The organism is Sphaerisporangium sp. NPDC004334 (assembly GCF_053602655.1).
The window spans coordinates 147,874-171,899 of sequence record NZ_JBSGDZ010000004.1; the positions used below are offsets into that span (position 1 = coordinate 147,874).

General features: G+C 72.0%; 26 protein-coding genes. 13 read left to right on the forward strand and 13 right to left on the reverse strand.

Annotated features, from left to right (window positions below):
* The first annotated feature begins 37 nt into the window (after positions 1-37).
* From ACWEN6_RS06085 to ACWEN6_RS06100, 4 genes are all read left to right on the forward strand, one after another.
* A complete protein-coding gene (locus ACWEN6_RS06085; RefSeq protein ID WP_452569205.1) occupies positions 38-1,249 on the forward strand; it encodes a glycosyltransferase in 1,212 nt (403 codons plus the stop codon).
* Positions 1,246-2,688 (forward strand): oligosaccharide flippase family protein, encoded by a 1,443-nt coding sequence (locus tag ACWEN6_RS06090; RefSeq protein WP_452569206.1) that lies wholly within the window; start codon positions 1,246-1,248, stop codon positions 2,686-2,688. The genes ACWEN6_RS06085 and ACWEN6_RS06090 overlap by 4 nt, the downstream gene beginning before the upstream one ends.
* A 70-nt stretch (positions 2,689-2,758) precedes the next feature.
* A complete protein-coding gene (locus ACWEN6_RS06095; protein ID WP_452569207.1) occupies positions 2,759-3,448 on the forward strand; it encodes a NeuD/PglB/VioB family sugar acetyltransferase in 690 nt (229 codons plus the stop codon).
* Complete coding sequence (locus tag ACWEN6_RS06100; RefSeq protein WP_452569208.1) at positions 3,445-4,542, forward strand: DegT/DnrJ/EryC1/StrS family aminotransferase; 1,098 nt, start codon at positions 3,445-3,447, stop codon at positions 4,540-4,542. Before ACWEN6_RS06095 ends, ACWEN6_RS06100 begins: the two co-directional genes overlap by 4 nt.
* 83 nt (positions 4,543-4,625) lie before the next feature.
* Here ACWEN6_RS06100 and ACWEN6_RS06105 read toward each other — a convergent pair whose 3' ends face one another.
* Positions 4,626-5,018 carry a VOC family protein gene (locus ACWEN6_RS06105; protein WP_452569209.1) on the reverse strand — a complete coding sequence of 131 codons (393 nt, stop codon included), beginning with the start codon at positions 5,016-5,018 and terminating at the stop codon, positions 4,626-4,628.
* A gap of 109 nt (positions 5,019-5,127) precedes the next feature.
* Between ACWEN6_RS06105 and ACWEN6_RS06110 the strand changes: the two genes are divergently transcribed.
* Positions 5,128-5,532 (forward strand): VOC family protein, encoded by a 405-nt coding sequence (locus tag ACWEN6_RS06110; RefSeq protein ID WP_452569210.1) that lies wholly within the window; start codon positions 5,128-5,130, stop codon positions 5,530-5,532.
* A 113-nt stretch (positions 5,533-5,645) separates the two neighbouring features.
* Here the strand turns inward: ACWEN6_RS06110 and ACWEN6_RS06115 are convergent, their stop codons facing one another.
* On the reverse strand, positions 5,646-6,074 hold the full coding sequence (locus ACWEN6_RS06115) for a YybH family protein (protein WP_452569211.1): 429 nt from the start codon (positions 6,072-6,074) through the stop codon (positions 5,646-5,648).
* A gap of 137 nt (positions 6,075-6,211) precedes the next feature.
* On the opposite strand from ACWEN6_RS06115, the gene ACWEN6_RS06120 reads away from it, so the two are divergent.
* The 3 genes from ACWEN6_RS06120 (at position 6,212) to ACWEN6_RS06130 (ending at position 9,314) form a co-directional block, all read left to right on the forward strand.
* Positions 6,212-7,120 carry a LysR substrate-binding domain-containing protein gene (locus ACWEN6_RS06120; RefSeq protein ID WP_452569212.1) on the forward strand — a complete coding sequence of 303 codons (909 nt, stop codon included), beginning with the start codon at positions 6,212-6,214 and terminating at the stop codon, positions 7,118-7,120.
* Positions 7,121-7,348: 228 nt separating this feature from the next.
* Complete coding sequence (locus ACWEN6_RS06125) at positions 7,349-7,702, forward strand: hypothetical protein (protein WP_452569213.1); 354 nt, start codon at positions 7,349-7,351, stop codon at positions 7,700-7,702.
* Positions 7,695-9,314, forward strand: coding sequence for a multicopper oxidase family protein (locus ACWEN6_RS06130; RefSeq protein WP_452569214.1), 1,620 nt, complete (start codon positions 7,695-7,697; stop codon positions 9,312-9,314). Before ACWEN6_RS06125 ends, ACWEN6_RS06130 begins: the two co-directional genes overlap by 8 nt.
* A 223-nt stretch (positions 9,315-9,537) precedes the next feature.
* Here the strand turns inward: ACWEN6_RS06130 and ACWEN6_RS06135 are convergent, their stop codons facing one another.
* From ACWEN6_RS06135 to ACWEN6_RS06150, 4 genes are all read right to left on the reverse strand, one after another.
* On the reverse strand, positions 9,538-9,810 hold the full coding sequence (locus tag ACWEN6_RS06135) for a DUF6295 family protein (RefSeq protein WP_452569215.1): 273 nt from the start codon (positions 9,808-9,810) through the stop codon (positions 9,538-9,540).
* Positions 9,811-9,822: 12 nt separating this feature from the next.
* Positions 9,823-10,566 (reverse strand): dienelactone hydrolase family protein, encoded by a 744-nt coding sequence (locus ACWEN6_RS06140; RefSeq protein ID WP_452569216.1) that lies wholly within the window; start codon positions 10,564-10,566, stop codon positions 9,823-9,825.
* 127 nt (positions 10,567-10,693) lie between these two features.
* Positions 10,694-11,146, reverse strand: a complete 453-nt coding sequence (locus ACWEN6_RS06145; protein WP_452569217.1) for a hypothetical protein — start codon at positions 11,144-11,146, stop codon at positions 10,694-10,696.
* On the reverse strand, positions 11,143-11,616 hold the full coding sequence (locus ACWEN6_RS06150; RefSeq protein ID WP_452569218.1) for a hypothetical protein: 474 nt from the start codon (positions 11,614-11,616) through the stop codon (positions 11,143-11,145). Before ACWEN6_RS06150 ends, ACWEN6_RS06145 begins: the two co-directional genes overlap by 4 nt.
* Positions 11,617-11,661: 45 nt before the next feature.
* On the opposite strand from ACWEN6_RS06150, the gene ACWEN6_RS06155 reads away from it, so the two are divergent.
* Positions 11,662-12,645 carry a helix-turn-helix transcriptional regulator gene (locus ACWEN6_RS06155; protein WP_452569219.1) on the forward strand — a complete coding sequence of 328 codons (984 nt, stop codon included), beginning with the start codon at positions 11,662-11,664 and terminating at the stop codon, positions 12,643-12,645.
* A gap of 30 nt (positions 12,646-12,675) precedes the next feature.
* On the opposite strand, the gene ACWEN6_RS06160 is transcribed toward ACWEN6_RS06155, so the two are convergent.
* A complete protein-coding gene (locus ACWEN6_RS06160) occupies positions 12,676-13,491 on the reverse strand; it encodes an SDR family oxidoreductase (protein ID WP_452569220.1) in 816 nt (271 codons plus the stop codon).
* Positions 13,492-13,685: 194 nt separating this feature from the next.
* Here ACWEN6_RS06160 and ACWEN6_RS06165 point away from each other — a divergent pair, with 194 nt between their 5' ends.
* Entirely contained in the window at positions 13,686-14,666 is a 981-nt protein-coding gene (locus ACWEN6_RS06165; protein WP_452569221.1) for an AraC family transcriptional regulator ligand-binding domain-containing protein, read from the forward strand.
* A gap of 41 nt (positions 14,667-14,707) precedes the next feature.
* On the opposite strand, the gene ACWEN6_RS06170 is transcribed toward ACWEN6_RS06165, so the two are convergent.
* Together ACWEN6_RS06170 and ACWEN6_RS06175 are read right to left on the reverse strand one after the other, a co-directional pair.
* Entirely contained in the window at positions 14,708-16,057 is a 1,350-nt protein-coding gene (locus tag ACWEN6_RS06170) for an O-antigen ligase family protein (RefSeq protein ID WP_452569222.1), read from the reverse strand.
* Positions 16,054-17,247 (reverse strand): hypothetical protein, encoded by a 1,194-nt coding sequence (locus ACWEN6_RS06175; protein ID WP_452569223.1) that lies wholly within the window; start codon positions 17,245-17,247, stop codon positions 16,054-16,056. The genes ACWEN6_RS06170 and ACWEN6_RS06175 overlap by 4 nt, the downstream gene beginning before the upstream one ends.
* A 175-nt stretch (positions 17,248-17,422) precedes the next feature.
* On the opposite strand from ACWEN6_RS06175, the gene ACWEN6_RS06180 reads away from it, so the two are divergent.
* Together ACWEN6_RS06180 and ACWEN6_RS06185 are read left to right on the forward strand one after the other, a co-directional pair.
* A complete protein-coding gene (locus ACWEN6_RS06180; RefSeq protein WP_452569224.1) occupies positions 17,423-18,100 on the forward strand; it encodes a hypothetical protein in 678 nt (225 codons plus the stop codon).
* 79 nt (positions 18,101-18,179) lie between these two features.
* Positions 18,180-19,118, forward strand: a complete 939-nt coding sequence (locus tag ACWEN6_RS06185) for a hypothetical protein (RefSeq protein ID WP_452569225.1) — start codon at positions 18,180-18,182, stop codon at positions 19,116-19,118.
* Between the two features lie 12 nt (positions 19,119-19,130).
* Here ACWEN6_RS06185 and ACWEN6_RS06190 read toward each other — a convergent pair whose 3' ends face one another.
* The gene (locus ACWEN6_RS06190; RefSeq protein WP_452569226.1) at positions 19,131-20,147 is read right to left on the reverse strand and encodes a hypothetical protein; all 1,017 of its coding nucleotides are present in this window, start codon (positions 20,145-20,147) and stop codon (positions 19,131-19,133) included.
* A complete protein-coding gene (locus tag ACWEN6_RS06195; RefSeq protein WP_452569227.1) occupies positions 20,144-20,899 on the reverse strand; it encodes an acyltransferase in 756 nt (251 codons plus the stop codon). The genes ACWEN6_RS06190 and ACWEN6_RS06195 overlap by 4 nt, the downstream gene beginning before the upstream one ends.
* 35 nt (positions 20,900-20,934) lie before the next feature.
* Between ACWEN6_RS06195 and ACWEN6_RS06200 the strand changes: the two genes are divergently transcribed.
* On the forward strand, positions 20,935-21,855 hold the full coding sequence (locus ACWEN6_RS06200) for a glycosyltransferase (protein ID WP_452569228.1): 921 nt from the start codon (positions 20,935-20,937) through the stop codon (positions 21,853-21,855).
* 161 nt (positions 21,856-22,016) lie between these two features.
* On the opposite strand, the gene ACWEN6_RS06205 is transcribed toward ACWEN6_RS06200, so the two are convergent.
* On the reverse strand, positions 22,017-22,775 hold the full coding sequence (locus ACWEN6_RS06205; protein ID WP_452569229.1) for a WecB/TagA/CpsF family glycosyltransferase: 759 nt from the start codon (positions 22,773-22,775) through the stop codon (positions 22,017-22,019).
* Positions 22,772-23,953 (reverse strand): hypothetical protein, encoded by a 1,182-nt coding sequence (locus ACWEN6_RS06210; protein WP_452569230.1) that lies wholly within the window; start codon positions 23,951-23,953, stop codon positions 22,772-22,774. Before ACWEN6_RS06210 ends, ACWEN6_RS06205 begins: the two co-directional genes overlap by 4 nt.
* Positions 23,954-24,026 lie beyond the last annotated feature (73 nt).

The following is a 24,026-nucleotide window of genomic DNA, read 5'->3' on the forward strand; positions in this document are numbered from 1 at the left end:
CCGACCCGGTGACCTCCCACCCCATGGAGACCTGACCGTGCGCATTCTGGTGTACCCGCACGCCATGGAGGTCGGCGGCAGCCAGCTCAACGCCGTCGAGCTCGCCGCCGCCGTCCAGCGGCTGGGCCACGAGGTCAGCGTGATCGGCGAACCCGGCCCGCTGGTCGCCCACCTCGCCGACGCGGGCCTGCCGCACCTGCCGCTGGACCCCGGGCGGCGCAGGCCCTCCCCCGCGACCGCGCGGATGCTGCGCGACCTGGCCGTGCGGCGCGGCATCGACGTGATCCACGGCTACGAGTGGCCGCCGGGCGTCGAGGCGTTCTACGCGAGCCTGCGCGGCCCCTCCGCGGCGGTCTGCACGATCATGTCGATGTCGGTCGCCCCGTTCCTGCCGCCCTCGCTGCCGCTGGTGGTCGGCACCCGGGAGATCCAGGAGCGGGCCGCGCCCGGACGCCGCCACGTCCACCTCATCGAGCCGCCGGTCGACGTGCACGCCAACGCCCCCGGGCACCCGGCGGCGGAGTTCCGCCGCGCCTTCGACCTGCCGGAGGGGCCGCTGGACATCGTGGTCGTGGGACGCCTGGTCGCCGAGCTGAAACTCGAGGGCCTGCTCACCGCGATCGACGTCGTCGGCCGGCTCGCCGCCGAGCTGGACCTGCGGCTCGTCATCGTCGGAGACGGACCCGCCAGGGCCGAGGTGGAGGAGCGCGCCGCCGCCGCCAACGCCGCCGCCGGCCGCCGCGCCGTCGTCCTGACCGGCCAGCTCCTCGACCCCCGCCCCGCGTACGCGGCGGCGGAGGTGTGCCTGGCCATGGGCGGCTCGGCGCTGCGCTCGCTGGCCTTCGCCAAGCCGCTCATCGTGCAGGGCGAGCTGGGGTTCTTCGAGCTGCTGACCCCCGAGAGCGAGAAGACCTTCCTCGGTCAGGGGTGGTACGGCCTCGGCGCGGGCCGCGAGGAGGGCGCGCCACGCCTGGAAGCCATCCTGCGCCGCCTGCACGCCGGCCCCGGCCTGCGGCACGAGCTGGGCGAGTACGGCAGGCGCCTGGTCGTGGAACGCTTCAGCCTGGAGCGCGCGGCGCGCGTCCAGGTGGAGATCTACGAGCAGGCGGTCACCGAGCGCCCGGCCGCGCTGGACGCCGTCGGCACCGCCGCCGGCGTGCTGGGCCACAAGCTGCGCCGCCGCTACGCCCGCCTGCGCGGCACCGAGGCCCGCGACGACTTCAACGCCGTCGCCCGGAGCAGGCCGTGACCGCCCCGGAGGTCGACGCGCCGTCGCTCGGCAGCCGGGCGGGCAGGGCGCTGGGCTGGAGCCTGCTCAGCACGATCGCGGCGCGGCTCGGGACGCTGGCCGTCGGCATCACGCTGGCCCGGGTGCTCGGGCCGGCCCAGTTCGGCACGTTCGCGGTCGCGCTGGTCGCGTTGCTCGCCATGCTGAGCATCAACGAACTCGGCGTGAGCCTCGCCATCGTGCGCTGGCCGGGCGACCCGCGGTCCATCGTGCCGACCGTGGCGACGATGTCGGCCGGGTTCAGCGTGCTGGTCTGCGGCGCGTTCGTCGCGGCGGCGCCCGCGTTCGCCGCGGTGATGGGCAACCCGGCCGCCACCGGCCCGGTGCGGGTGCTGGCCCTCAGCGTCGTCACCAACGGGCTGGTGTCCACCTCGGCGGCCCTGATGCAGCGCGAGTTCATGCAGGGACGCAAGATGATCGCCGACCAGGTGGACAACTGGCTCGGCGCGCTGATCTCCCTCGCGCTCGCCCTGCTCGGCTGGGGGGCGATGAGCCTGGCCGTCGGCCGGGTCTGCGGCTCGCTCGCGGGCGGCGCCCTGCTGGTCTCCTTCGCGCCCCAGCGGCTGCGGTTCGGCTTCGACCGTGAGGTGGCCCGCCGGCTCGTCCGGTTCGGACTACCGCTGGCCGGTGCGTCCCTGCTGGTCTTCGCGGTGGGCTACGCCGACCAGATCGTCGTCGGCCACGTGCTCGGCTCCACCGCGCTCGGCTTCTACGTGCTCGCGGTCAACCTGTCCGGGTGGCCGGTCGCGGTGTTCTCCCAGCCGGTGCGCGCGGTCGCGCCCGCCGCGTTCGCCCGGCTCCAGCACGACCGGCCCACGCTGAGCCGCTCGTTCGTCACGGTCGCCGCCCTGCTGGTCGGGCTGACGCTGCCCATGTGCCTGCTGCTGAGCGGCGCGGCTCCCGCGATCATCCGGTTCGTGTACGGGGACCAGTGGGGGCCGGCCGCCGTCGCGCTCGCCGGGCTCGGCGTGCTCGCCGGGCTGCGGATCTTCTTCGAGCTGGTCTACGACTACCTGGTCGTCCTGGAACGCTCGCGCGCCGTGCTCGCCGTCCAGGGGCTGTGGCTGGCCGTGCTGGTGCCCGCGATGTGGCTCGGCGTCACCCAGGGCGGGCTGCGCGGGGCCGCCGTCGCGCTGGTCGCCGTGGCCGGCCTGGTGGTGCTGCCCGCCTATCTGTGGATGCTCGGCCGGGCCGGCGTCCGGGCGGCGGACCTGGCGCGCAGCCTGTGGCCCGCGGTGCTCGCGGCGCTCGCCGTCGGGGCCTTCGCCGTGGGCGCCGGGCGGGTCATCGTCCCCGATCTCGGCGTCCTCGCGGCGGCCGGCGCGGCGGGCGTGCTCGTCGTCGGCCTGTACGGCTACCGCAGGCGCCGGGTGCTCGCCGACCTCAGGCGGGCCGCGTGAGCCCGTATCGCGACCAAGGAGACCGCATGACACCCTCTTCCCCGCCGGCGGCGCTTCCCCGGGAGGCCGCGTGACGCCGCTGCTGATCGTGGGCGCCGGAGGGTTCGCCCGCGAGACCGCGCAGCTCGTCCACGCCGTCAACGACGTCTCCCCGACGTGGGAGCTGCTCGGGCACCTGGACGACGACCCGGCCAAGCACGGCGCCGTCGTGGACGGTGTGGCGGTGCTCGGCGGCTCCGACCTGGCGGTGAAGCGGGAGGACGCCCAGGTCGTGGTCTGCACCGGAAGTCCCCGCGACCACACCAGTCGGGCCCGCATCGTCGCCCGTCTCGGCCTGCCGCCCGCCCGGTACGCCACGCTCGTCCATCCGGCGGCGAGCGTGTCCCGCACCTCCACCATCGGCCCGGGGTCGGTCGTGCTGGCGCAGACCGTGCTGACCGCCGCCGTCACGCTGGGAGCGCACGTCAGCGTGATGCCGCACGTGACCTTGACGCACGACGACGTGGTCGACGACTTCGCCACGCTCGCCGCCGGTGCGCGGCTGGCCGGCGCCGTCCGCGTCGGCGCCGGCGCCTACGTCGGCTCGGGCGCGCTGGTCCGTGAGACCTTGACGATCGGGTCCTACGCCCTGGTCGGCATGGGGTCGGTCGTGACCCGCGACGTTCCCGCCCGCGAGGTCTGGGCCGGCGTGCCGGCCCGCTTCCTGCGCCCCTCCACCGTCCCCGTCCCTCCCTTCCCCTCTCCTGGAGCACTGACATGATCCCGTTCGTCGATCTGCGCGCGGCCCACGCCGAGGTGGCCGAGGAGGTGCGCCAGGGCTTCGACCGCGTGCTCGCGACCACGGCGTTCGTGCAGGGCCCGGACGTCGCGGCGTTCGAGCAGGAGTACGCCGCCTTCTCCGGCGTGCCGCACTGCGTGGGCGTGGGCAACGGCACCGACGCCGTCGAGCTGGCGCTGCGCGCATGTGACCTGCCGCCCGGCGCCGGGGCCGTACTGCCCGCCAACACCTTCGTCGCCACGGCCGAGGCCGTCGTCCGGGCCGGCCTGCGGCCGGTGCTGGCCGACTGTGACGAGGAGTTCCTGCTGCTGGACCCGGCGTCGGCCGCCACGGCCGCCGGGACCGGCACGGCGGCGGTGCTGCCCGTCCATCTGTACGGCCAGCAGGCGCCGATGGCGGCCGTCCACGAACTGGCCGCGCGCCACGGGCTCGCCGTGGTGGAGGACGCCGCGCAGTCACAGGGCTCCGAGCAGGCCGGGCGTCCCCCGGTCGGCCTGGCCGCGACCAGCTTCTACGCGGGCAAGAACCTCGGCGCGTACGGCGAGGCCGGGGCGGTGCTGGCCTCCTCGGCCGAGACGGCCCGCGCGGTCCGCCTGCTCGCCAACCACGGCAGCGAGGTGAAGTACCGGCACGAGACGCTCGGCTTCAACTCGCGCCTGGACACCCTCCAGGCGGTCGTGCTGCGGGCCAAGCTCGCGCGCCTGGCCCGGTGGAACGAGCTGCGCCGCGCCGCCGCCGACCGCTACGCGGACCTGCTGTCCGGCATCGACGGGGTGCGGGTTCCGCGCACCGCCCCGGGCAACGTGCACGTGTGGCACCTGTACGTGATCCGCGTGCCCGAGCGCGACCGGGTGCTCGCCGGGCTCCAGGAGGCCGGGGTGCAGGCCCAGATCCACTACCCGGTGCCGGTGCACCTGCAGCCCGCCTTCGGCGATCTCGGCCACGGCCCCGGTGACTTCCCGGTCGCCGAGAAGGCCGCCGCCGAGATCCTGTCGCTGCCCATGCACCCCCACCTGACCGCCGGCCAGCAGGAGCGCGTCGCCGAGGCCCTGGACAAGGTCCTGCGGCAACTGTGACGCCCGGCCGGGCGCGATCAGGCGAACTCGCGACGCCCGGCCGGGGGGATCAGGCGAGCTCGCGGCGCCCGGCCCGGTGGCGATCAGTCGCCGAGCTCCTCGAACAGGGTGAGCTGCAGCCCGGCGGGGGACGCCAGCCGGGCGTTCAGCGAGTTCCACGGCGTACGCGTGGGCGGTGCGATGATCTCGGCTCCGGCGCCGGCGAGCTCGGCGGCGGCGCCGGCCGCGTCCGCCACCTCGAAGGCGACCCTGATCGGCCCGGCGACCCGGCGCCCGACCTCCACGCGGTCGATGAACTCCGCCTGCCGGGAGTCGATGATCTCCAGGGTCGCCCGTCCCGCGTCCAGCAGCCGCACCCTGCCGTCCGGCGAGGAGAAGTCGGCGAGCTCGGGCAGGCCCAGCACGTCGCGGTAGAACCGCAGCGCCTCCTCGTAGTCCTCGGCGGTGACGACCAGGCGAAGCTCGCGAACGCTCATGGCCGCCCATCCTACGATCACGCCGAAGGCCGCCACTAGGCGAAGGGGGGGCGGCGCCGACGCCCTCCGGCGGCTGTCAGGGGCGGCGCGCGGCGGGCAGGATGGGGCCATGGCGTGGATCGAGGACATCGTCGTCGACTGCCGCCACCCGGCCTCGGCCGCGCGCTTCTGGACGGCCGTCCTAGACGGGTACGCGGTGGCCCCCTACGACGAGGCCGAGCTGGAACGGCTGAGGAACAAGGGGATCATGTCCCCGGAGGATGACCCGACGGTGCTGATGGAGCCGGGCCCGGGAGGCGGGCCGCGCTTCTTCTTCGTGCTCGTGCCCGAGCCCAAGACGGTCAAGAACCGCCTCCACCTCGACCTGGCGTGCGACGACCTGGACGCCGAGGTGCGGCGGCTGACCGCCCTCGGCGCCCGCGTGCTTCACACCCGCGGCGACTGGGTCACCCTGGCCGACCCGGAGGGCAACGAGTTCTGCCTGCGGCCCTCCACCTGGACGCCGCCGCCCTGACGGACCGGTTCCAGCGCTTCGCGGAGGCGAGGCCGGGGAGACGCTCGAGCGGATCGCGGCGGAGGTGAGTGCGGTGACGCTACGTCCGACCTCGTGGACCGGCCCGCCCGTGGTCACGGTGACGGCTCGAGGTCGAGCACTGCTCTGCCACTCTGGATGTCGATCGGCACCGAGACCTGGTCGTGTGCGATCAGCCAGTCACCGTCGATCTTCCGGAAGCCGTACGTGACCCTGACCCACATGCCGCTCGTCGCCGCCCCGTCCTTCAGCGTGCCGCTGAGGCGAGCGAAGGCGTGCCCGAACGCCACGTCATCGCCCACGGCGAGCGTCAGGTCGCGAACCTCGTAAGTCACACTCTCGAAGACCAGGAACACGTTCGCCCAGTTCTTGAGTTTCGCCTCCAGCCCCACATGCTGGAGCGGCGGCTCGACGTCGAAGGACACGACGTCCTTGGCGTAAGGCCGCTTCAGGCCCTCGAGATCCTTGGCTCGGAGCCCCTCGACGATCTTGTGGACCTGCCGGCGAATCTCGGCTTCGTCCACCTCGCGTTGCGTAGACATCGCTACCCGCACCTTTCCTTCGGGGGGGAATGCTGCCTTCTGGCACACGCGACTCTATGGCTTACAAGTTATCTTGACTAAGATCAATATTGTTATGGCGTTATGCATACGGAGGCAAGATGGAACTGAACTCGCTCAAGCAGTTCCTGGTGGTGGCGCGGCTGGAGCACCTCAGCCGGGCAGCCGACGAGCTTCACATCGCCCAGCCGTCGCTGAGCCGTACGATCGCCCGGCTGGAGAGCGAACTGGGCATACCGCTGTTCGATCGCAGCGGCCGACTCCGGCTGAACGACACGGGCAGGCTCTTCCGCGATCACGTCGAACGCGCCCTCGGAGAGCTCGACGCGGGACGACGCGCCGTCGCCGAGGCCGCCGGCGAGGGCTTGGGCACCGTGAGGCTGGCGTCGGAGACATTCCTCACGCTGACCGGGCCACTGGCGGCCTACAAGCGAGCCCATCCCGCCATCGAGATCGAGCTCCACTGGTCACCAGCCGATGACATGGCCCGCCACCTGCGGGCCCAAGAAGTTGATCTGTGTGTCGCCTCGCAGCCGATCCATGCCGACGGCCTTGAGTCCGTGCGGCTGTTCGACGAGGCGGTCGGGGTGGGCACGCCACTCGATCACCCGCTGGCGGGCCGTACGTCCGTGAGCATCGACGAACTCGCCGACCAGCCCTTCATCACCGCCCGCAAAGGGCACTGGCTACGCGGACTGCTCGATCGGCTGTTCGCCGCACGAGACCTCACCCCGAAGATCGTCTGCGAGACCGACGAGCACAGCGCCATCGCGGACCTGATCGTCGCGGGACTCGGCATTGGTCTGGTCCCCTCCGTCGCCCGCCGCTTGGCCGGTGGCAGCGCCGCACATCCGCCCGCCGCGTGGATCGGCATCGACAGCCCCGACTGCCGTCGTACGGTCACCCTCTACTGGGGGGCCGGCAGCCACCTGTCCACCGCCGCCCGACTGATGCGCACCACGATCACCAACTGGGACTGGGGCGTCGGCGAACCCCAGGAGAAGCGCTGACACGAACCGCTCAGCACGAACTCGAGGTCCATCATGCGTCCACGGTCATAACACCATAGCAATATTAATCTTGGACAGGATAACCACCAGGCCATAGCGTCGGGGTTCGTTCATATAGGGAGATCACAGTGAGGAGGATCCCTCATGGTCACCAGCAGCCTGGGGTCCGCTGCCGCGCCCCGGACAATGCCGGCCGGGTGGATTCTCCGGGCCGTTGTCACCGCGCACGTGGCGGCGGTCGCCGGCCAGCCGGTGTTCGCCGGGGTGTATCTGACCGGTGACTTCGACAGCCTGCGCCTACACGCGGTCGGCGCCGACGTGGTCACCTCCATCGGTTACCTGCAGGTGATCGTGGCGATCATCGTATGGGTCCGGCTGCGTCAGGCCTGGCCGTTCCTGCCCACGGTGGCGGTGGTGGCGGCCGAGACGGTGCAGTACTTCGCCGGCGTGGACGGCGCGTTATGGCTGCACATCCCGCTGGGGGTGATGATCGTCGCCGCGCTCGTCGTGCAGTTCATCGCGGTCTGGCGCCCGCCCCTTCCGCGGTGTCCGCGTGCGCGGGGGGAGGCCCGCGATGCGTGAGCACGACGAGGACCGGTCCGGCCGTGCCCAGGGCCTGTCCAGACGCCGGGCGCTGAGCATCGGCGGGGCGCTCGGGCTGGTGGCGGTCACCGGGCTGTCGACCGCGGCCGCGCTGGCCCGCCGCCCGTCGATCACCGGTGCCGAGTTGCGCAGCGCTGTGCCGCTGCCGCCCGCGTTCCAGGTGCCACTGCCGCTCCCCGCCGTGCTGGCGCCGGTCAGCACCTCGGGTGGCGCCGACCGCTACGAGATCACCCAGCGCGAAGCGAGTGCGGAGATCCTGCCCGGCGTCAAGACGCCGCTGTGGACGTATGAGGGCGCCTTCCCCGGGCCGACGATCGAGTCGCGCCGCGGCCGGCCCATCACCGTGACGCACCGCAACGAACTGCCCGTGCCCACTGTCATGCACCTGCACGGCGGACACACGCCGGCGGCCTCCGATGGGTACCCGACCGACCTCGTCCTGCCCGAAGGCCGGCACGACGCCGCCATGCCCGCCGGGCATGGCTCCGGGCACGGCATGGACGATCCGCGGGCCGTGGTGACCCATCTGACGCGGGACCACGACTTCCCGCTGGACCAGCGGCCGACGCTGCTGTGGTACCACGACCACCGGATGGACTTCACCGCCCCCGCGATCTGGCGGGGCCTGGCCGGTCTGCACATCGTCCGCGACGACGCGGAAGACGATCTCGGCCTGCCCGCGGGGCGCCGCGAGCTGCCTCTCATGATCACCGACCGTGCGTTCGGCGCCGACGGCGGCCTCGCCTATCCCGCCCTCGACCCCACCCTGCGGGAGCGGCCGGGCGTGCGCGAAGCCTATCTCGCGGGCGTCCTCGGCGACGTGATCCTGGTGAACGGCGCCCCGTGGCCCGTACACGAGGTGGACACGGCCCGCCACCGGCTACGCGTCCTCAACGCCTCCAACGCCCGGCACTACGAACTCGAAGCGGTCGCCGATGACGGTCGCAGGCTCGACCTCGTCCAGATCGGCGCCGACCAGGGACTGCTCGCAGCGCCGGTCACCCACCGACTGCTGCCGATCGCACCCGCCGAACGCTACGACGTGATCATCGACTTCTCCGGTGTCCCGGCCGGCGGCCGCGTCCGACTCCTCAACCGGCTCGGCGTGGGCCGCACCCGCGACGTGATGGCCTTCCAGGTCGCACGCCACGCCACCGACGACAGTCGCATCCCCCGCACCCTCTCGGACGATCTGCCGGCCTGGCGACGGTCGGACGCCGTCAGGGTGCGCGACTTCTCCTTCCGCACCGGGCGGATGGACGGCGATCACGGATGGCTGATCGGCGGCCTGCCGTTCGACCCCGCCCGCACCGATGTCACCGTCCGTCTCGGCGACGTCGAAGTGTGGCGGCTGGTCGCCGACGTCCACCATCCCGTCCACTTGCATCTGGTCGGCTTCCGGGTGCTGTCGCGCGGCGGCCGCGCGCCGCTGCCACACGACGCGGGCCTGAAGGACACCGTCTCCCTACGACCGGGCGAAGCGGTGGAGATCATCACCCGTTTCGACGGCTACCGCGGCCGCTACCTGTTCCACTGCCACAACGCCGAGCACGAGGACATGGGGATGATGGCCAACCTCGAGATCATCTAGAAGAACGACGGCGTCCTCGTCGAGAGCACCTTTGATCAGCGCGACGGCCGACGGGCAGGCGCGGCCGTCGGCCGGCGCCTTCGGGGGATCACCGCGGGCTTCAGAGCCCCACGGGGCCGGGCTCCGGAGCCCGGCGGCGGCCGATTCCAGAGCCCAAAGCCCGGCGAGAACCGATTCCAGCGCTCCGGCGCAGGTGGGTTCCAGTGCTCGGCGGAGGTCGGTTCTATCGCTTCGTGGAGGCGAGGCCGGGCGGGGCGGCGGCCAGGGTCTTCTGGATGGCTTCGATCAGAGCGAGCGCCGACTCCTCGGTGAGCTCGACGGCCACCCGAGCCGACGGGCCCTCCGAGGGATTGGTGAAGTCGATGTTCACGGTGTGCTCGTGGGTGGCGTGGTAGGGGTGGTCGACGTAGACGGCGCCCTGGCTGACGGTGAACCAGCCGGTGGCGCCCTTGCCCGCGCCGTCGAGCTCGAACTTCTCGGTGAGATAGGTGCACATGGCGGACTCCTGTCAGGCGGCGAGGTGGCGGCCGTAGAAGGCGAAGATCTTCTTCCAGCCCTCGACCGCGGCGACGGGGCGGTAGGCGGCGCGGTCGGTGGAGAAGAACCCGTGCCCGGCGTCGGGGAAGATGTGGAACTCGTGCTCCTTGCCGAGCTTGTCCAGCTCGGCCTCGATCACACCGACCTCGGCGGGCGCAGGGTAGGAGTCCTGCTCGCCGAACAGCCCCAGCAGCGGGCACGACAGGTCGGCGGCCCTGGACAGCAGCGAGCGGGCCTTGAGCGGGAAGTCCGCGGGCGGGTCGGCGGCCACGAACGCGCCGTAGCAGTCCACGGCGGCGTCGATCTGGAGGGAGCAGGCGGCCAGGAACGACTGGCGGCCGCCCGAGCAGTACCCGATCACACCGATCTTGCCGTTGGCGTGGTCGAGGGAGTTGAGGTACGCCGCGGCCCCGGCGACGTCGCCGACGAGCTGCTCGTCCGGCACGCCGCCCTTGGCCCGCGCGGCGGCGGCCTGGTCGTCAGGGCTGACGCCGGCGCCCTCCCGGGAGTACAAGTTCGGGCACACCGCCGCATATCCGCCGGCGGCGAACCTGCGGACGATCTCCTTGGTGCCCTCGTCGTAGCCGGGCATGTGGTGGATCACGACCACCCCGCCCCGGGGCCGGTCACCGAGTGGCCGGGCGAGGTAGGCCTCCAGTTCAGCCTGCTCGTGTCCCGTGAAGCCCACCGTGCCGGCCCATATCGCGTCGCTCATCAGACTTGCCTCCTCTTTCTGGTCCCTTATTCAACTACCAGAAGAAGATGGCGTTTCCCTGAGCGCCCCGGGGCCCGCCGGGCGTGCGCGGGAGCCGGGCCGACTCACCGGCTCCCGCGGCGCGTGCCTAGGACACCTTCGTCGACTTCATGATCCAGTTGGTCTCCCACGTGCGTTCGCCGTCGTAGGAGAACGCCTGCTCCCACCGGCACGTCGTGGGCGTGATGTCCGACCAGGTGTACCGCACCCTGATCGGCTGCCCGTCGTCGGTGTCGTCGGCGTAGAACGCGCCGATCCCGTCCACGAACCGGCCGACGACCGGGACCGCGTCCAGCCCGCGCGTGCTGTTGCCCCAGTACAGGGACCACTCGCCGGTCGCGGGATTGAGGACGCGGACCGTCACGCCGTTGAAGTCCTTGTCCGGGAAGGTGATCTCGTCGAAGTTCCCGGCTCCGCCCCAGAAGCCGTGCGCCACCGAGACGCCGGAGAACTCCTCCCACTCGGTGCACCCGGCGTTGCGCTTCAGCAGCCGCCGGTTGGCGACCTCCCAGGTCCCGACGTAGAAGTCGAAGTCGCTCACAGTCCCACCATGCCTTCCGGGCGCGTGTCGGCGAGGTAGCCGCCGAGGTCGGGGGTGTCGTTGACGAACATGTGCCGCACCCACGAGGACCGCTCGTGCTCCAGAGCGGGCAGCTCCCACACACAGCCGACCCAGGGCCGGTCCTCGGACACGAAGTGCGTGGGATCCTCGTCGGGACAGTCCACGGCCGGCTGGCCCGCGGCGGCGGTCCGCGCGTCGACCACGTTGTCCCACACCCAGGTGTAGACGCACAGGTAGGCGCCGGTGTCCCCGCCCCTGTGGAGGACGATCCAGCCGGCCGGCGCGTCGGGAGCGGGCGCGGGCGCCAGGGTGGGCAGGAACTCGTAGGCGGCCTTCTCCACCTCCGGCTCGATCGGCCGGTCGGCCCGGTCGACGTGATATCGCTTGTACGGACGGCCGCCGACCGTGATGGGGGCGAGCGGCCGCATGTGCTTCTCGATGAACGGCATGGCCGCACCGTATGCCTCCTCCACTGACACGTATTGTCAGCAGATATGCGAGCTTCCCGGCTTCTGTCCGTCCTGCTGCTGCTCCAGTCGCGCGGCCGCCTGACCGCTCAGGAACTGGCACAGGAGCTGGAGGTCAGCGTCCGCACCATCTACCGTGACGTGGAGTCGCTGCACACCGCCGGCATCCCTCTGTACGGAGAGGCCGGGCACAAAGGCGGCTACCGGCTGCTGGACGGCTTCCGCACCCGCCTGACCGGGCTGACCGGCCAGGAGGCCGAGGCGCTGTTCCTGGCCGGACTGCCCGGACCGGCCGCCGAACTCGGCCTCGGCGCGCTGGCCGCCGCCGCGGAGCGCAAGATCGAGGCCGCGCTGCCCGCCGACCTGCGCTCCAGCGCGCGCCGCCTGCGCGAGCACCTGCTGTTCGACGCGCCCGGCTGGTACTACGACGGCGACCAGGTGCCCCACCTCCCGCAGGTCGCGGACGCCGTGTGGAACAAGCGGGTCGTCACCGTGCTCTACCACCGCTGGGCCGAGCCCACGGAGGTCGAGCGGACGCTGGAGCCGTACGGGCTGGTGCTCAAGGCCGGCAAGTGGTACCTGGTCGCCCGGTGCGACGGCACGCTGCGCACCTACAGGGTCAGCCAGATCCTGCGCCTGCGGGTGTCGCAGGAGACCTTCACCCGCCCGGACGGCTTCGACCTCGGCGGCTACTGGCGCGACCACCTCGCCGGCTTCCGCTCACGGCTCGTCCAGGGCCACGCCGTCATCCGGCTCTCACCGGCCGGACGGGAGCGGCTCGCCGAGGTGATGAGCTCCGCCGTGACCGCCGCCGTGGCGGACACGGCCGGCCCGCCCGACGAGCGCGGCTGGGTCACCGCCACCGTCCCCATCGAGTCGCTCACCCACGCCCACGGCCAGTTCCTCCAACTGGGCGCCGAAGTCGTCGTCCTCGACCCTCCGGACCTCCGCCACAAACTAGCCCGAACCGCCCACACCCTCGCCACCCTCTACCCCCGCCCGCAGAACTGACCTCTCACCAGCCTGAGCCGGGGGCAGGGATCAGAGCCCGAATTGCAGCTTGACGCCGCCGATGAAGGTGGCGTCGTCGGTGGCGGCGCGGGTGGCGATCAGGTCGGCGGCGTACGGGCCCGCGGTGTAGCGGAGCCGGTCGGTGCCGTCGGTCACCGCCTGGTAGACGGTCTCGGCGACGACCTCGGGTTCGTCGCCCCCTGTGCTCATCTGTCCCTGTGCGGCGAAGAACGCTCCGACGAGCTTCTGGTACTCGGTGAGGCCGTCGTCGTTGGTGAAGTCGAACGAGCGGCCGCCGAAGTCGGTGTTGACGAAGCCCGGCTCGACGATCTTGACCTTGACGCCGATCGCCGCGAGTTCGTAGTGGAGTGCCTCACTCAGTCCTTCGACGGCGAACTTGGTGCCGTGATACAGCGTGCCGAGCGGGAAGGTGACCTTGCCGCCGATGGAGGAGATGTTGACGACGGTGCCGCCGCCGTTCGCGCGCAGGTGCGGCAGGACGGCCTTGGTCGTCTCCAGCAGGCCCATGACGTTGACGTCGAACTGCCGGCGGATCTTGTCCATCGGGGTCGCCTCCAGCAGGCCGTAGGCGCCGTATCCCGCGTTGTTGAGCAGGACGTCGATCCGGCCGAACCGCTCCAGGCCGGCGTCGACGGCCCCGGTGATCGACGGGGAGTCCTGCACGTCGAGCCGGGTGACGAGCACGTTGTCCAGCGCGGTGAGCCCGGTCTCGTGCTCGGGGCGGCGCATCGTGGCGATGACGTTCCAGCCCTGCTCGTGGAAGTGCTCGGCGGTCGCCCTGCCAATACCGCTGGAGCTTCCGGTGATGAGGATCGTGCTGGTCATGGTGGTCTCCATCCGGTGGTGGCGTCCACCGCCTCAGTGGCGGTGTCTGCAACGTTAGGGGCGACGGCGCGCCAGGGAACTAGCGGATGACGCCTTCCTTCTTGCCGTTCACGCCAACGGAAGGTGGCGTGATCTGCGAGTGGAGTGGCGCATCCGGCATGCGTACGACTGACGCGCGGACCTAGCATGGAGGGATGGCGTCAGAGCGGTTCACCCTCGACCCGGGCACTCGTGCGCTCCTGCACGACCTTGGGATCTCCGTCGCCCGGGTGCTGCGGCGGGCTCGGCTGCCGGCCGGCGTCTTCGCGCACGGTCCGGTCACCATGACGCCCGATGAGTACTACCGGTTCTGGGATGCCATCGACGCCGAGGCCGCCGATCCTGACCTGGCGGCAAGGATCGGACGCACCCTGTCGGTCGAGGCGTTCAACCCGCCGATCTTCGCGGCGCTGTGCAGCGCAAACCTGCGCACCGCGGCTGAGCGCATCGCCGCGTTCAAGCCGCTCATCGGCCCAGTGCACCTCGATGTGATCGCCGCCCACAACGGGCTGACGATCGGATTCCGCTGGCCCGGCGGGCAGGCGCCGCCGCGACTGCTGGTCGCCGCCGAGTTCGCGTTCTGGGTCGCGCTGGCCCGCATCGGCACGCGACGCGAAGTGCGCCCGACCCGGGTCGCGATGCGTCGGGCTCCCCGACCGTCGGCCGCGACGACCTCGTACTTCGGCACGCCGATCCGCGAGGCCGAGGCCGACAGCGTGACGTTCTCCACCGAGGACGCCTCGCTTCCGTTCCTCACCGAGGACGAGTCCATGTGGACCTTCTTCGCGCCGGAGCTGCGCCGCCGCCTGTCCGAGCTCGAGGCGTCCGCCACCACGGCCGACCGCGTCCGCGCGGCACTCCACGAGCGCCTGCCGGCCGGCGAGAGCTCGATCAACGCCATCGCCGCCCAGCTCATGCTCAGCCCGCGCACCATCCAGCGGCAACTCCAGGCGGAAGGCACCAGCTACCAGGCCGTCCTCAGCGACACTCGGGAGAAGCTCGCCCGCCGCTACCTGACCGACCGATCGCTCACCACATCCCAGATCGCCTACCTCCTCGCCTACGACGACGCCAACTCCTTCTACCGGGCCTTCCGCCGTTGGACCGGACTCACCCCCGAGGCCGCCCGCATCTGAGAACACGAGAAGCGAGGGCCATCTTCCGAGGCGTGTGGGCTCTACGGGATGACGGGGTGGGCGCTTTGGGTCTGGAGGCGCCAGAGGGCGCCGCAGCAGCCGACGAGGAGGAACATGACGTTCGTGATCATCGGGAAGCTGAAGGCGTCGAAGGTGCCGAACCCGAAGATCGCGACGGCGACGGAGGCCGCGAAGCACTGGGCGAGGTGGCGGGTCTCGGGGTCGGCGGCGGCCTTTCGGGCCCCCCGGGCGAGGATCCAGCCGGTGAGCAGGAAGATGATCAGCGCGGCCAGCCCGACGAGGCCGGTCTCCAGCGACGACATCAGGTACTGGTTGTCGATCACGCGGTAGATGCGCGGCAGGTAGGTGGCGAACCCCTGGCCGAACAGGGGGCGCTGGGTCACCGCCTCCACCACCGCGTCGTAGTCGCCGGTGCGCGTGGTGGAGTTCTCGTCCGACCCGATGACCGAGACGAGGTTCAGGACGGTGCCGATGAGCCCCGGGATGAGCACGCGCATGACGATGGCGGCGGCGCCGAAGATGAGGATCGCGCGCAGCCGCCACTCCGACGGCCAGGTGGGCAGCAGCACCACCATGACGACGAACAGGCCGAGGATCGCCGAGCGGGAGACGCTCATCGGCAGCGCCCCCGCGATGAGGGCCACCATCATCCACCGCTTGCGGCGCTGCTCGGGGATGCGGCAGTAGATCGCTCCATGCAGCGCGAGCGGCAGCACGGCGGCCAGCACCACGCCCAGTTCGATCGGATGGGTGGCGGTGCCGGCCGGGCGGAAGAAGCCCTCGCGCTCGAACAGCACGGCCGACCCCTTCTCGACCAGGCCGGGCAGGGCGAGGTACTGGGTGACCTCGATGCCGGTGAAGAACTGGATCATCGCGACGAACGCCGGGAACGACGCCCCCATCACGATGCGGTGGCGCAGGGTCTCCAGGCGGTCCATGGTGTTGATGCCGTCGGCGGTGACCAGGGCGATGCCCGCCCACCCGGCGACCAGCACCAGGCCGAGGTCGGCGGCGTTCACCTCGTCGCCCGACAGCGGCCGGGTCGCCGCGGCGACGTAGCTCGCCAGCACCGACAGCGCCATGAAGACGATGACCGGACGCAGCGGCTGCCTGCCCCGGATGGGCGTCCAGCGCGGCGACAGCGTGGACAGCAGGTACCACACCAGCAGCAGCACGGCCACCATGGACGACGGCGAGCCCGCGCCGCCCAGCGGGCCGACCACGTAGCGGGCCGGCATGACGAACAGGACGATCAAGAAGAAGGTGATGATCGTCACCGGGTCGACGCGGGTCTTCTGCAGCCTGGTCCTGCGTACCGGCCTGCCCGCGGGATGGTGGACGGGTGCGGCGGCCTCGGAGGTGCTGGTCACCGCCCCGGCCTGGTCGGGTCGAACACGACGTACGGCTCGTCGTCGGCGTCGTCGGGGGCGGAACGCGAGTGGGAGCCGGGCTTCTTGCGCCCCGCCGAGGAGGAGGACTCGGCGCTGGAGGAGGACCGCGACACCCCACCCGAGCGCGACGCCGCGCCCGGCCGCGAGCCGTTGCCCGGCGAATCGCTCGCACCGGAGCCCGAGCCGCGGCGCGGGCGCTCCTTGTCGTCGGTCCACACGTACAGGTCGTCCTGCGGCTTGACCGTCGGCATGGGAGCGGTGTAGCCCTCCTCGATCTCCTGCTGCCCGGCCCACGGGTCGCGCGGCTCGGGCGGGGGCGTGTGCTTCGACGGCGCCGAGGAGGACGAGGGGGAGGACGGTGAAGAGGCGATGCGCCGGTCGTAGAGCGTCGGCTCGGGCGGGTCGAAGGGCCGCGGCGACCGGGCGGATGGCCGGCCGCGGGGGGCGCCGCCCGCCGGACGCGGCGAGGCGCCGCCACCGGCGGAGCGCGGGACGCGCTGGGGGTGGGAGGGCCCGGCGGGCGGCTGGCCCACTCTGGTGCCCCCGTGGTCGGGCTGGGCGAGCCGGCGGCGCTTCTGCGCGAGCGACTCCAGGAACAGCGGGACGCCGATGGTCACGAGCATGCCGCCCGCGAAGATGATCACCAGGAGGCGGATCTTCTTCTCGGGGGTCAGTTCGGCCTTGTCGCTGGAGGTGACCAGTTCGGCCCGGATGGTGGCGTCCGGGAGGATGGCGGACTTCTGCTGCATCTCGGTCAGGCGCTGCTGGCTCAGAGTGGCGAGCGTCTCCATCGTCGCCTGGGCGACCTTCGGGTCGGGACCGGTGGCCGTGATGTCGAGCAGCGGGCCGCGCGAGTCCTGGGCGAGGCCCACGGTGAACTCGGCCGTCTTGCCCTCGTCCTTGAGCGTCTGCAGAGTGCGCTCGTCGCTCATGCCCCGCGAGATCACCTCGGCGGTGATCGTCAGCGAGGCGTCGAACGCGAGCCAGGGGTTGCCGCCGACCGGTTGCGACCCCTTCCTGGACGACAGGAAGACCACGGTGGCCTTGGACTCGTACTGCCAGGGGATGGCCATCAGCGCCCCGACCGTCGCGATGATGGTCACCGCCAGCAACGCGACCGTCACGGGCCATCGCCGCAACAGCGCGCGCAGCGAATCAAGCAGGTCCATAGTGTCCCTTCACCCCTGCCGGCCGGCCATGTCTGTCATTCCCACCCCGCCGAGCCGCCGAAGATAGGACGCCCGAACACCTCGGCGCGTTGTCATTCGCCTTCAAGTGTTTCCTCTGAGCGCTTTCTTTACCAGGCCCGCACCAAACTCCGTACGCCTGTGCCACGATGTGTCGGTGCGAAGGCGAGTGGTTGCGCGGTGCTGCTGCCTGGCGCTGATCTTCCTGGTCGCCGCCTGCGCGGTGATGTGGGTTCGCTATCGGTCACCTCTTTACCAGAGTTCGGTCACGGTCGCGTTCATCACCAAGACCTCCCACTTCCAGGGAGAGGTGTACGACCACTTCACCGACAATCACATCTACATGGCGCTCGCCACGGCGCGGTTCTTCGACAACCCGAGCACCAAGGAGCGCCTGCGTGCCATGGGGGGCACGGCGGCCTTCCACTACGAGGTGGCCCACTGGGGCAACGAGGAGCTTCCCGTGTACGGCCAGCCGTACGCGAGCCTGCAAGCCCTGTCGGACGACCCCAAGCAGTCGATCGACACGCTCAACCTGGCGCTCAAGCTGCTCACCCAGAAGCTCCAGCGCCTGCAGACGTCCGCGGGGGCCAGCGGCAAGGTGATGATCAAGTGGCAGCCGATCGGCGACATCATGGGGCCCGAGCGGCAGTCCCTGCAGAGAAGCCGCGCCATGGCCGGCATCGTGCTGCTCACGCTCCTTTCGTCGGTGGCCGTCCTGTTCGCCACGCGTGACAGGAGCGCCGACCGGCACCGGCCTGGGCCGCCGCCGGTCGCGCCGCTCCCGCCGAGGCGCTCCCGGCCACCGCGCATCGGGGCGAGCACGACCTTCTAGATCTGATCGGGAACAGCACAGCACGCTCCGCCGAATTCGTTGTGGAGCGTTCCGCAGACCTACCACCTGGAGTTCTTCGGTGTTCTCTCCGCTGTCGCGCCGGTTGACCCTGCTCGCCGTCTCGCTCGCGCTCACCGGCGCGGCCGCCGCGGGCTGCGGCAGCGGCTCGGCGGACGACGGACGCGAGCCGGTCCCCGGGCAGACCCGCCAGCCCGGCACGCCCTCCTCGCCCGGCACGCGCCCCTCGCCCACCGGCGACGGCTTCCCCTCGGCGGCGACCACCGGCGTGCGGCCGGGCACCCCGCTGAAGAAGGTGGGCGAGGTCACGGTGCTCAAGCCCGGCGCCGTGGTGGAGAACCTTGAGGTGCACGGCAAGCTCAACATCAAGGCCGCCAACGTGACCGTGCGGAACGTACGGGTGGTCGGCGAGGGCGACTGGTCGGTCATCCAGGCGGCGGGGGCGTCCGGCGCGGTGATCGAAGACTGCGAGATCTCGGGGAACGGGGTCGTCAAGGCGCAGTGGGGCGTGCTCAACCAGGGCGGCGACATCACCGTCCGGCGGGCGAACATCCACACCGTGTCCAACTCCGTGGGCACCGACCACGGGCTGATCGAGGACTCATACATGCACGACTTCAAGGAGTACCCCGGCGACCACGTGACCGGCCCGCAGGTGAACGGGTCACCGCAGAAGGGGCTGACCCTGACGATCCGCCACAACACCATCCTCAACCAGATCTCGCAGACCTCGGCCATCTCGATCTATCAGGACTTCAGCCGGGCGCACGACGTGCTCATCGAGCACAACCTGCTGGGCGGCGGCGGGTACGCCATCTACGGCGGCGAGGGCAAGTTCGGCAAGGCCACCGGCATCCGCATCGTCGGCAACGTCTTCACCCGCCGCCTGTTCCCCAAGGGCGGCTACTGGGGTCCGGTGACGTACTTCAACGCCAAGGGCAAAGGCAACGAGTTCAAGCGCAACACCTGGGAGGACACCCGCGAGCCCGTCACCCCTTGACCGGGGGGTGGGTCACATGGCGGCGGGCGAGTAGGCGTCCTTGAGCAGGAGCCGGGAGGTGCCCGATCCGTCGGCCGGGACCTGCCAGACGTCGGAGCTGTCGCCGCGCAGCCGGCCGTACATGACGGTGCGGTCGTCGAGCCAGGCCGCCTGGTCGTCCACGTTCGCCGTCTCCGCGAGCGCCGTCTCCCGGCCCGAGCGCAGGTCCAGCGTGTACAGCCGCCACGGGTCGGTCGCGTCGCCGACGCGCTTCTTGTACGCCACGCGGGTGCCGTCCGGGGAGAGCGAGGGGCACTCGGCGTTCTCCCGCAGCACCCGCATGCGGCGCGCGGCGAAGTCGCCCTGCACCAGGTAGGTCTTGCCCGCGCTCGACACCGTCGCGTAGAAGCGGTTGTCGTCGGCCGCGAACGTCACACCCCAGTAGTTCAGGTCGGCCGCGCTGTGCACGCGGCCGTCCTTGACGAGCGTGAAGTCCTCCAGGCTCTTGACGAGCGTGCCCGTGCGGGTGTCCAGGATGCCGGCGCGGGTGGAGAAGCCGATGCTCAGGTAGGAGTCGCCCGCCACGAAGAACGTCCAGGCCGCCATGCGCCCGCTCGCCGACACCCGCGCCCGGCTCGGGATGCCGGACAGCGGCACCTTGCGCAGCTCGCGCAGGCCACGGTCGAGCACGATGGCCTCCGACCGGGTCACCAGGCCGGCGCTGACACGCAGGCACAGCGCCGTGCCGGCCGCCGCGTAGAAGCGCTTGCAGTGCAGGCCGGTGGGACGCTGCTCGCCGCCGTCGCCCCGCCCGATCGCGAAGACCTGGCCGCTGTCGGCCGCGGGGCCCGCGCGCACCGCCAGCAGGTCGCCCGCGTCCAGCGCGGTGGCACTGGGCGCGGGACGGGCGGCCGGCGCCGCGGCCGGCGCGGGACGGGCCGCCTGCGACCTGGCCCGCAGCACGTAGACGGTGCCGACCGCGCCGGCCAGCAGGACCGCCACCACGAGGATCGCGACCCGCGCCCGCCCCGACAGGCTTCCGACCTTCACGACGTCCCGCCGGGCGCAACCTCAGAAGGGTCCGCGGACGCCGCCTGGAACGGGCCGCCGGGCACCGTCTCGGACGGCTCCCCGGGCGCCACCTGGGACGGGTCGCCGGGCGCCGTGTGAGACGGGTCCTCGCGCTCGGGAGACGGGGTCGCGGGGGACTCCGGGCCGGTGAGCAGGCCGTCGGCCTCGATGTAGGTCTCGCCGGTGCGGGGGCACCGCCAGCGGCCCGGGGACTCCTCGCGCAGGGTGACGCCGGCGCGGCCGACCCAGCCGACGCGGCGGGCCGGGGTTCCGGCCACGAGCGCGAAGTCCGGGACGTCCCTGATCACCACGGCGCCGGCGGCGACCAGCGCGTACCGGCCGACGGTGCGCCCGGCGAGGATCACCGCGCGCGCGCCGACCGAGGCGCCCCGGCGCACGACCACACCCTCCGCGCTCCAGTCGCCGTCGCGCTTCAGCGTGCCGTCGACGTCGGTCGAGCGAGGGTAGACGTCGTTGGTGAGCACGGCGGCCGGGCCGACGAACACCCCGTCCTCCAGCACCGCCGGCTCGTACACCAGCGAGTAGTTCTGCAGCTTGACCCGGTCGCCGATGCGGACGCCCGGCCCGACGTACGCGCCGCGGCCCAGGATGCACCCCTCCCCCAGCGCGGCGTGCTCGCGCACCTGGGCGAGGTGCCAGATCACGGTCCCGATGCCGATCGTGGCGCTCGGATCGACATCGGCGGTGGCCGCTATTCGCGGTTCGGTCATCGGAGACTCCCGTTAGGGGTGAATACTTCGGAACTATGCCAAGCGCGAGCGTCATCATCCCCGCCCACAACGAGGCGCGGGTCATCGGCCGGCTTCTTTCCCGCCTTCTGGCGGAGGCGTCCGAGGACGAGTTCGACGTGGTGGTCGTGGCCAACGGGTGCGACGACGACACCGCGTCCGTGGCGCGCGGTTTCGGGGTCCGCGTGGTCGAGACGCCGTTGCCGTCCAAGCGAGAAGCGCTGCGCCTTGGCGACGAGGCCGCGGCCGCCCATCCCCGCGTGTACGTGGACGCCGACATCGAGATGGGCACCGCCGACCTCCGCGCCCTCCGCGACGCCCTGCTCGACGGCACGGCAGAAGCCCCGAACGGCGACGCGGACGGTGGTTCGGAGGATGCCCGGGGCTTCGCCGCGCTGTCGCGTGGGACCGCTCCAAAGGCGCTCGCGGCGGCTCCTGAGCGGGCGCTGGTGCTGAGTGACCGGCCGTGGCCCGTGCGGGCCTACTACGCCGTCTGGAGCCGCCTGCCGGCCGTCCGCGAGGGACTGTTCGGCCGGGGCGTCATCGCGGTGTCGGAGGAGGGCAACCGCCGCCTCATGGACCTGCCGCCCGTCATGGGCGACGACCTGGCGGCCTCGCTCGCCTTCGAGCCGGCCGAACGGCGCGTGGTGCGGCACGCGCACGCGGTCATCCACCCGCCGCGCACGCTCGGCGACCTGCTGCGGCGCCGGGTGCGGGCCGTCACCGTGGTGGCGGAGATCCAGCAGGGCGCCATGTCCGGGCAGGAGGCCCGCACGGGCCTTCGCGACCTGCTGGCCATCGCCGGCCGCGCGCCGTGGCTCCTGCCCCACCTCGGGGTGTTCCTGGCCGTCACGCTCGTCGCGCGCGCCCGGGCCCGCCGCGCCGTACGGGCCAAGGACTACACGACGTGGCTGCGCGACGAGAGCAGCAGAACCTGACGAAGCGCTCACCGGCGCCCCCCAGGCCGCCCGCCGCACAACGGCGCCGGCCTCGCCGACCTCACCGCCCACCTTCCCACCGCTCCGGCGCCGGAGAGCACAGCAAGGGACGGAGACTGTGCGCTTTCGGGATGGAGCGGGGTGGTCAGGGTGGGGGGTGGTCATGGGTGTTTGCGGGCGTGGAGGTACTCCTTTGCCACCATCCAGGCGAAGCGGGTGTTGGTGGACAGGTAGCGGGGGCCGAGGCGGAGGGGTTCCTGCAGGAAGCGGTAGAGCCACTCGGCGCCGAGGCGCTGCCACACAACGGGGGCGCGGCGCACCTTGCCGGCGAGGACGTCGAAGGACCCGCCCACGCCGTGGTTGACCCCGGCGCGGATGTCGTCGGCGAAGCGCGCGAGGAAGATCTCCTTCTTCGGGGAGGTCATGCCGAGGAACAGCAGGTCGGGCTTGGCCTCGCCGATGCGCGCGGCGACTTCGGGCGCCTCCTCGTCGGTGAAGTAGCCGTCGCGGGCCCCGGCGACCGTGAGGCCGGGGTAGCGGCGGCGCACCTCCGCGACCACCCGTTCGAGCACCTCGGCGCGGGCGCCGAGGAAGTAGGCCCGGTAGGAGCGCCGGGCGCCCTCCTCCATCAGCGCAGTGAACAGGTCGATGCCGGCCACCCGCTCGGGGAGGGGATGGCCGAGCAGCCGGGAGGCCCACACGACGGCCTGGCCGTCGGCGACGACGAGGTCGCAGGAGGTCACCGAGTCGCGCAGCGCGGGGTCGTGGCTCATGTTGACGGCCTTGGCCGCGTTGACGACCCCGATCGTGAGGTTCTCGCGGTTCTCGACGGCCTGGACGCACCGGGCGACGGTCTGCTCCATGGTGAGGGCGTCCAAGGAGAACCCGAGCAGGGCCCGGCGCGGCGGCGCGGCGCTCACCCCTGCTTCCCCGGCGTGTCGCGGGGCAGCGAGAACAGCCACGCGTACAGCAGCCATCCCAGTTCGTAGGGGCGGCACTCGCGGTCGACGGCGAGCGGCGGGTAGATGCGGTCGAGCACGCCGATGCGGGAACCCTGGTTGATCGCGGTCGCCACCGCGCGCACGCCGCGCACGATCTTCTTGGGGTCGTCCCGGGCGGCCTTGCGCCACGTCAGGTCGAGCTCCTCGATGATCAGCTCGTCGTCGATCTCGGGCCGGGACGTCATCCAGTGCAGCCCGAGCGCGATCTCCTTCAGGTAGGAGGCGCCTCCGGCGTCCGCCAGGTCGAGCAGCGCCATCGGGGCCATGGAGAGCTGGTGGACGCTGTAGACGGGGTAGCCCTCGACCACCCCGCCGGTGCGGGCGTCGTAGTGCCACCACCACTGGCCCTCCGGCCCCTGGGCGGCGCAGATGCCCGCGGCGATCTGTTCGGCGGCCTTGAGCGCGTCGCCGTCCCCGGTGTGCGCGTGCAGGCGCGCGAGGGCCTGCAGGGGGTACACCTGGTCGGCGAAGCATCCGACGTGGGCGCGGTACCAGGAGGCGGGGCCGAGGACGTGCCGGTAGAGCCGGTCACCGCGCAGGCCGGTGAGCAGCCGCTCGCGGGCGTGGTCCAGCCGCCCGGAAAGGCCGTCGCCGGAGCCGGCGACGCGGTGGGCGGCGACCAGTGCGGCCAGCGCCCAGGAGACCTCCACGGTGTAGACCGGGTCGCCGGGGCGCACGGCGCCCTCCAGCTCGGCGAGCCGGCGCAGGCCGGCGTCGAGGTCGGGGTGGCCGCTCTCGGCCGCCGCCCACGCGATGAGGGCGGCGTCGCCGAGGTTGGCGACGGCGGGCAGCTCCTTGAGCAGGTTGCCGACCAGGTCGTGGACGGTGTCGCCGGCGAGGGCGTCCCGCTGGCGGTCCTCGGGCAGCGCGGCGGCGCCAAGGGCGACGATCGCGCTGTAGCGCACACTGCGTCCCTCGGGCACCGCCGTCCAGCGTCCGTCCTCCCCGCGCCTGCCGCGCCTGGTGAAGACGAACATGCCGTCGGCGTAGCCCGGAGGAAGCCCGCGGACCGACAGGCCGACCATGCGGTCGGCGAGCTCGGCCGCGGGCGCGTCGACCGCGGCGAGCGCGCCGAGGCGGCCCTCATGGCGAGTCATCACTCACCCCACATCTCTGACTCGAATTAACGAAGGGAATTGATTAACGGCCCAGCGAAACCCAACGGGCACG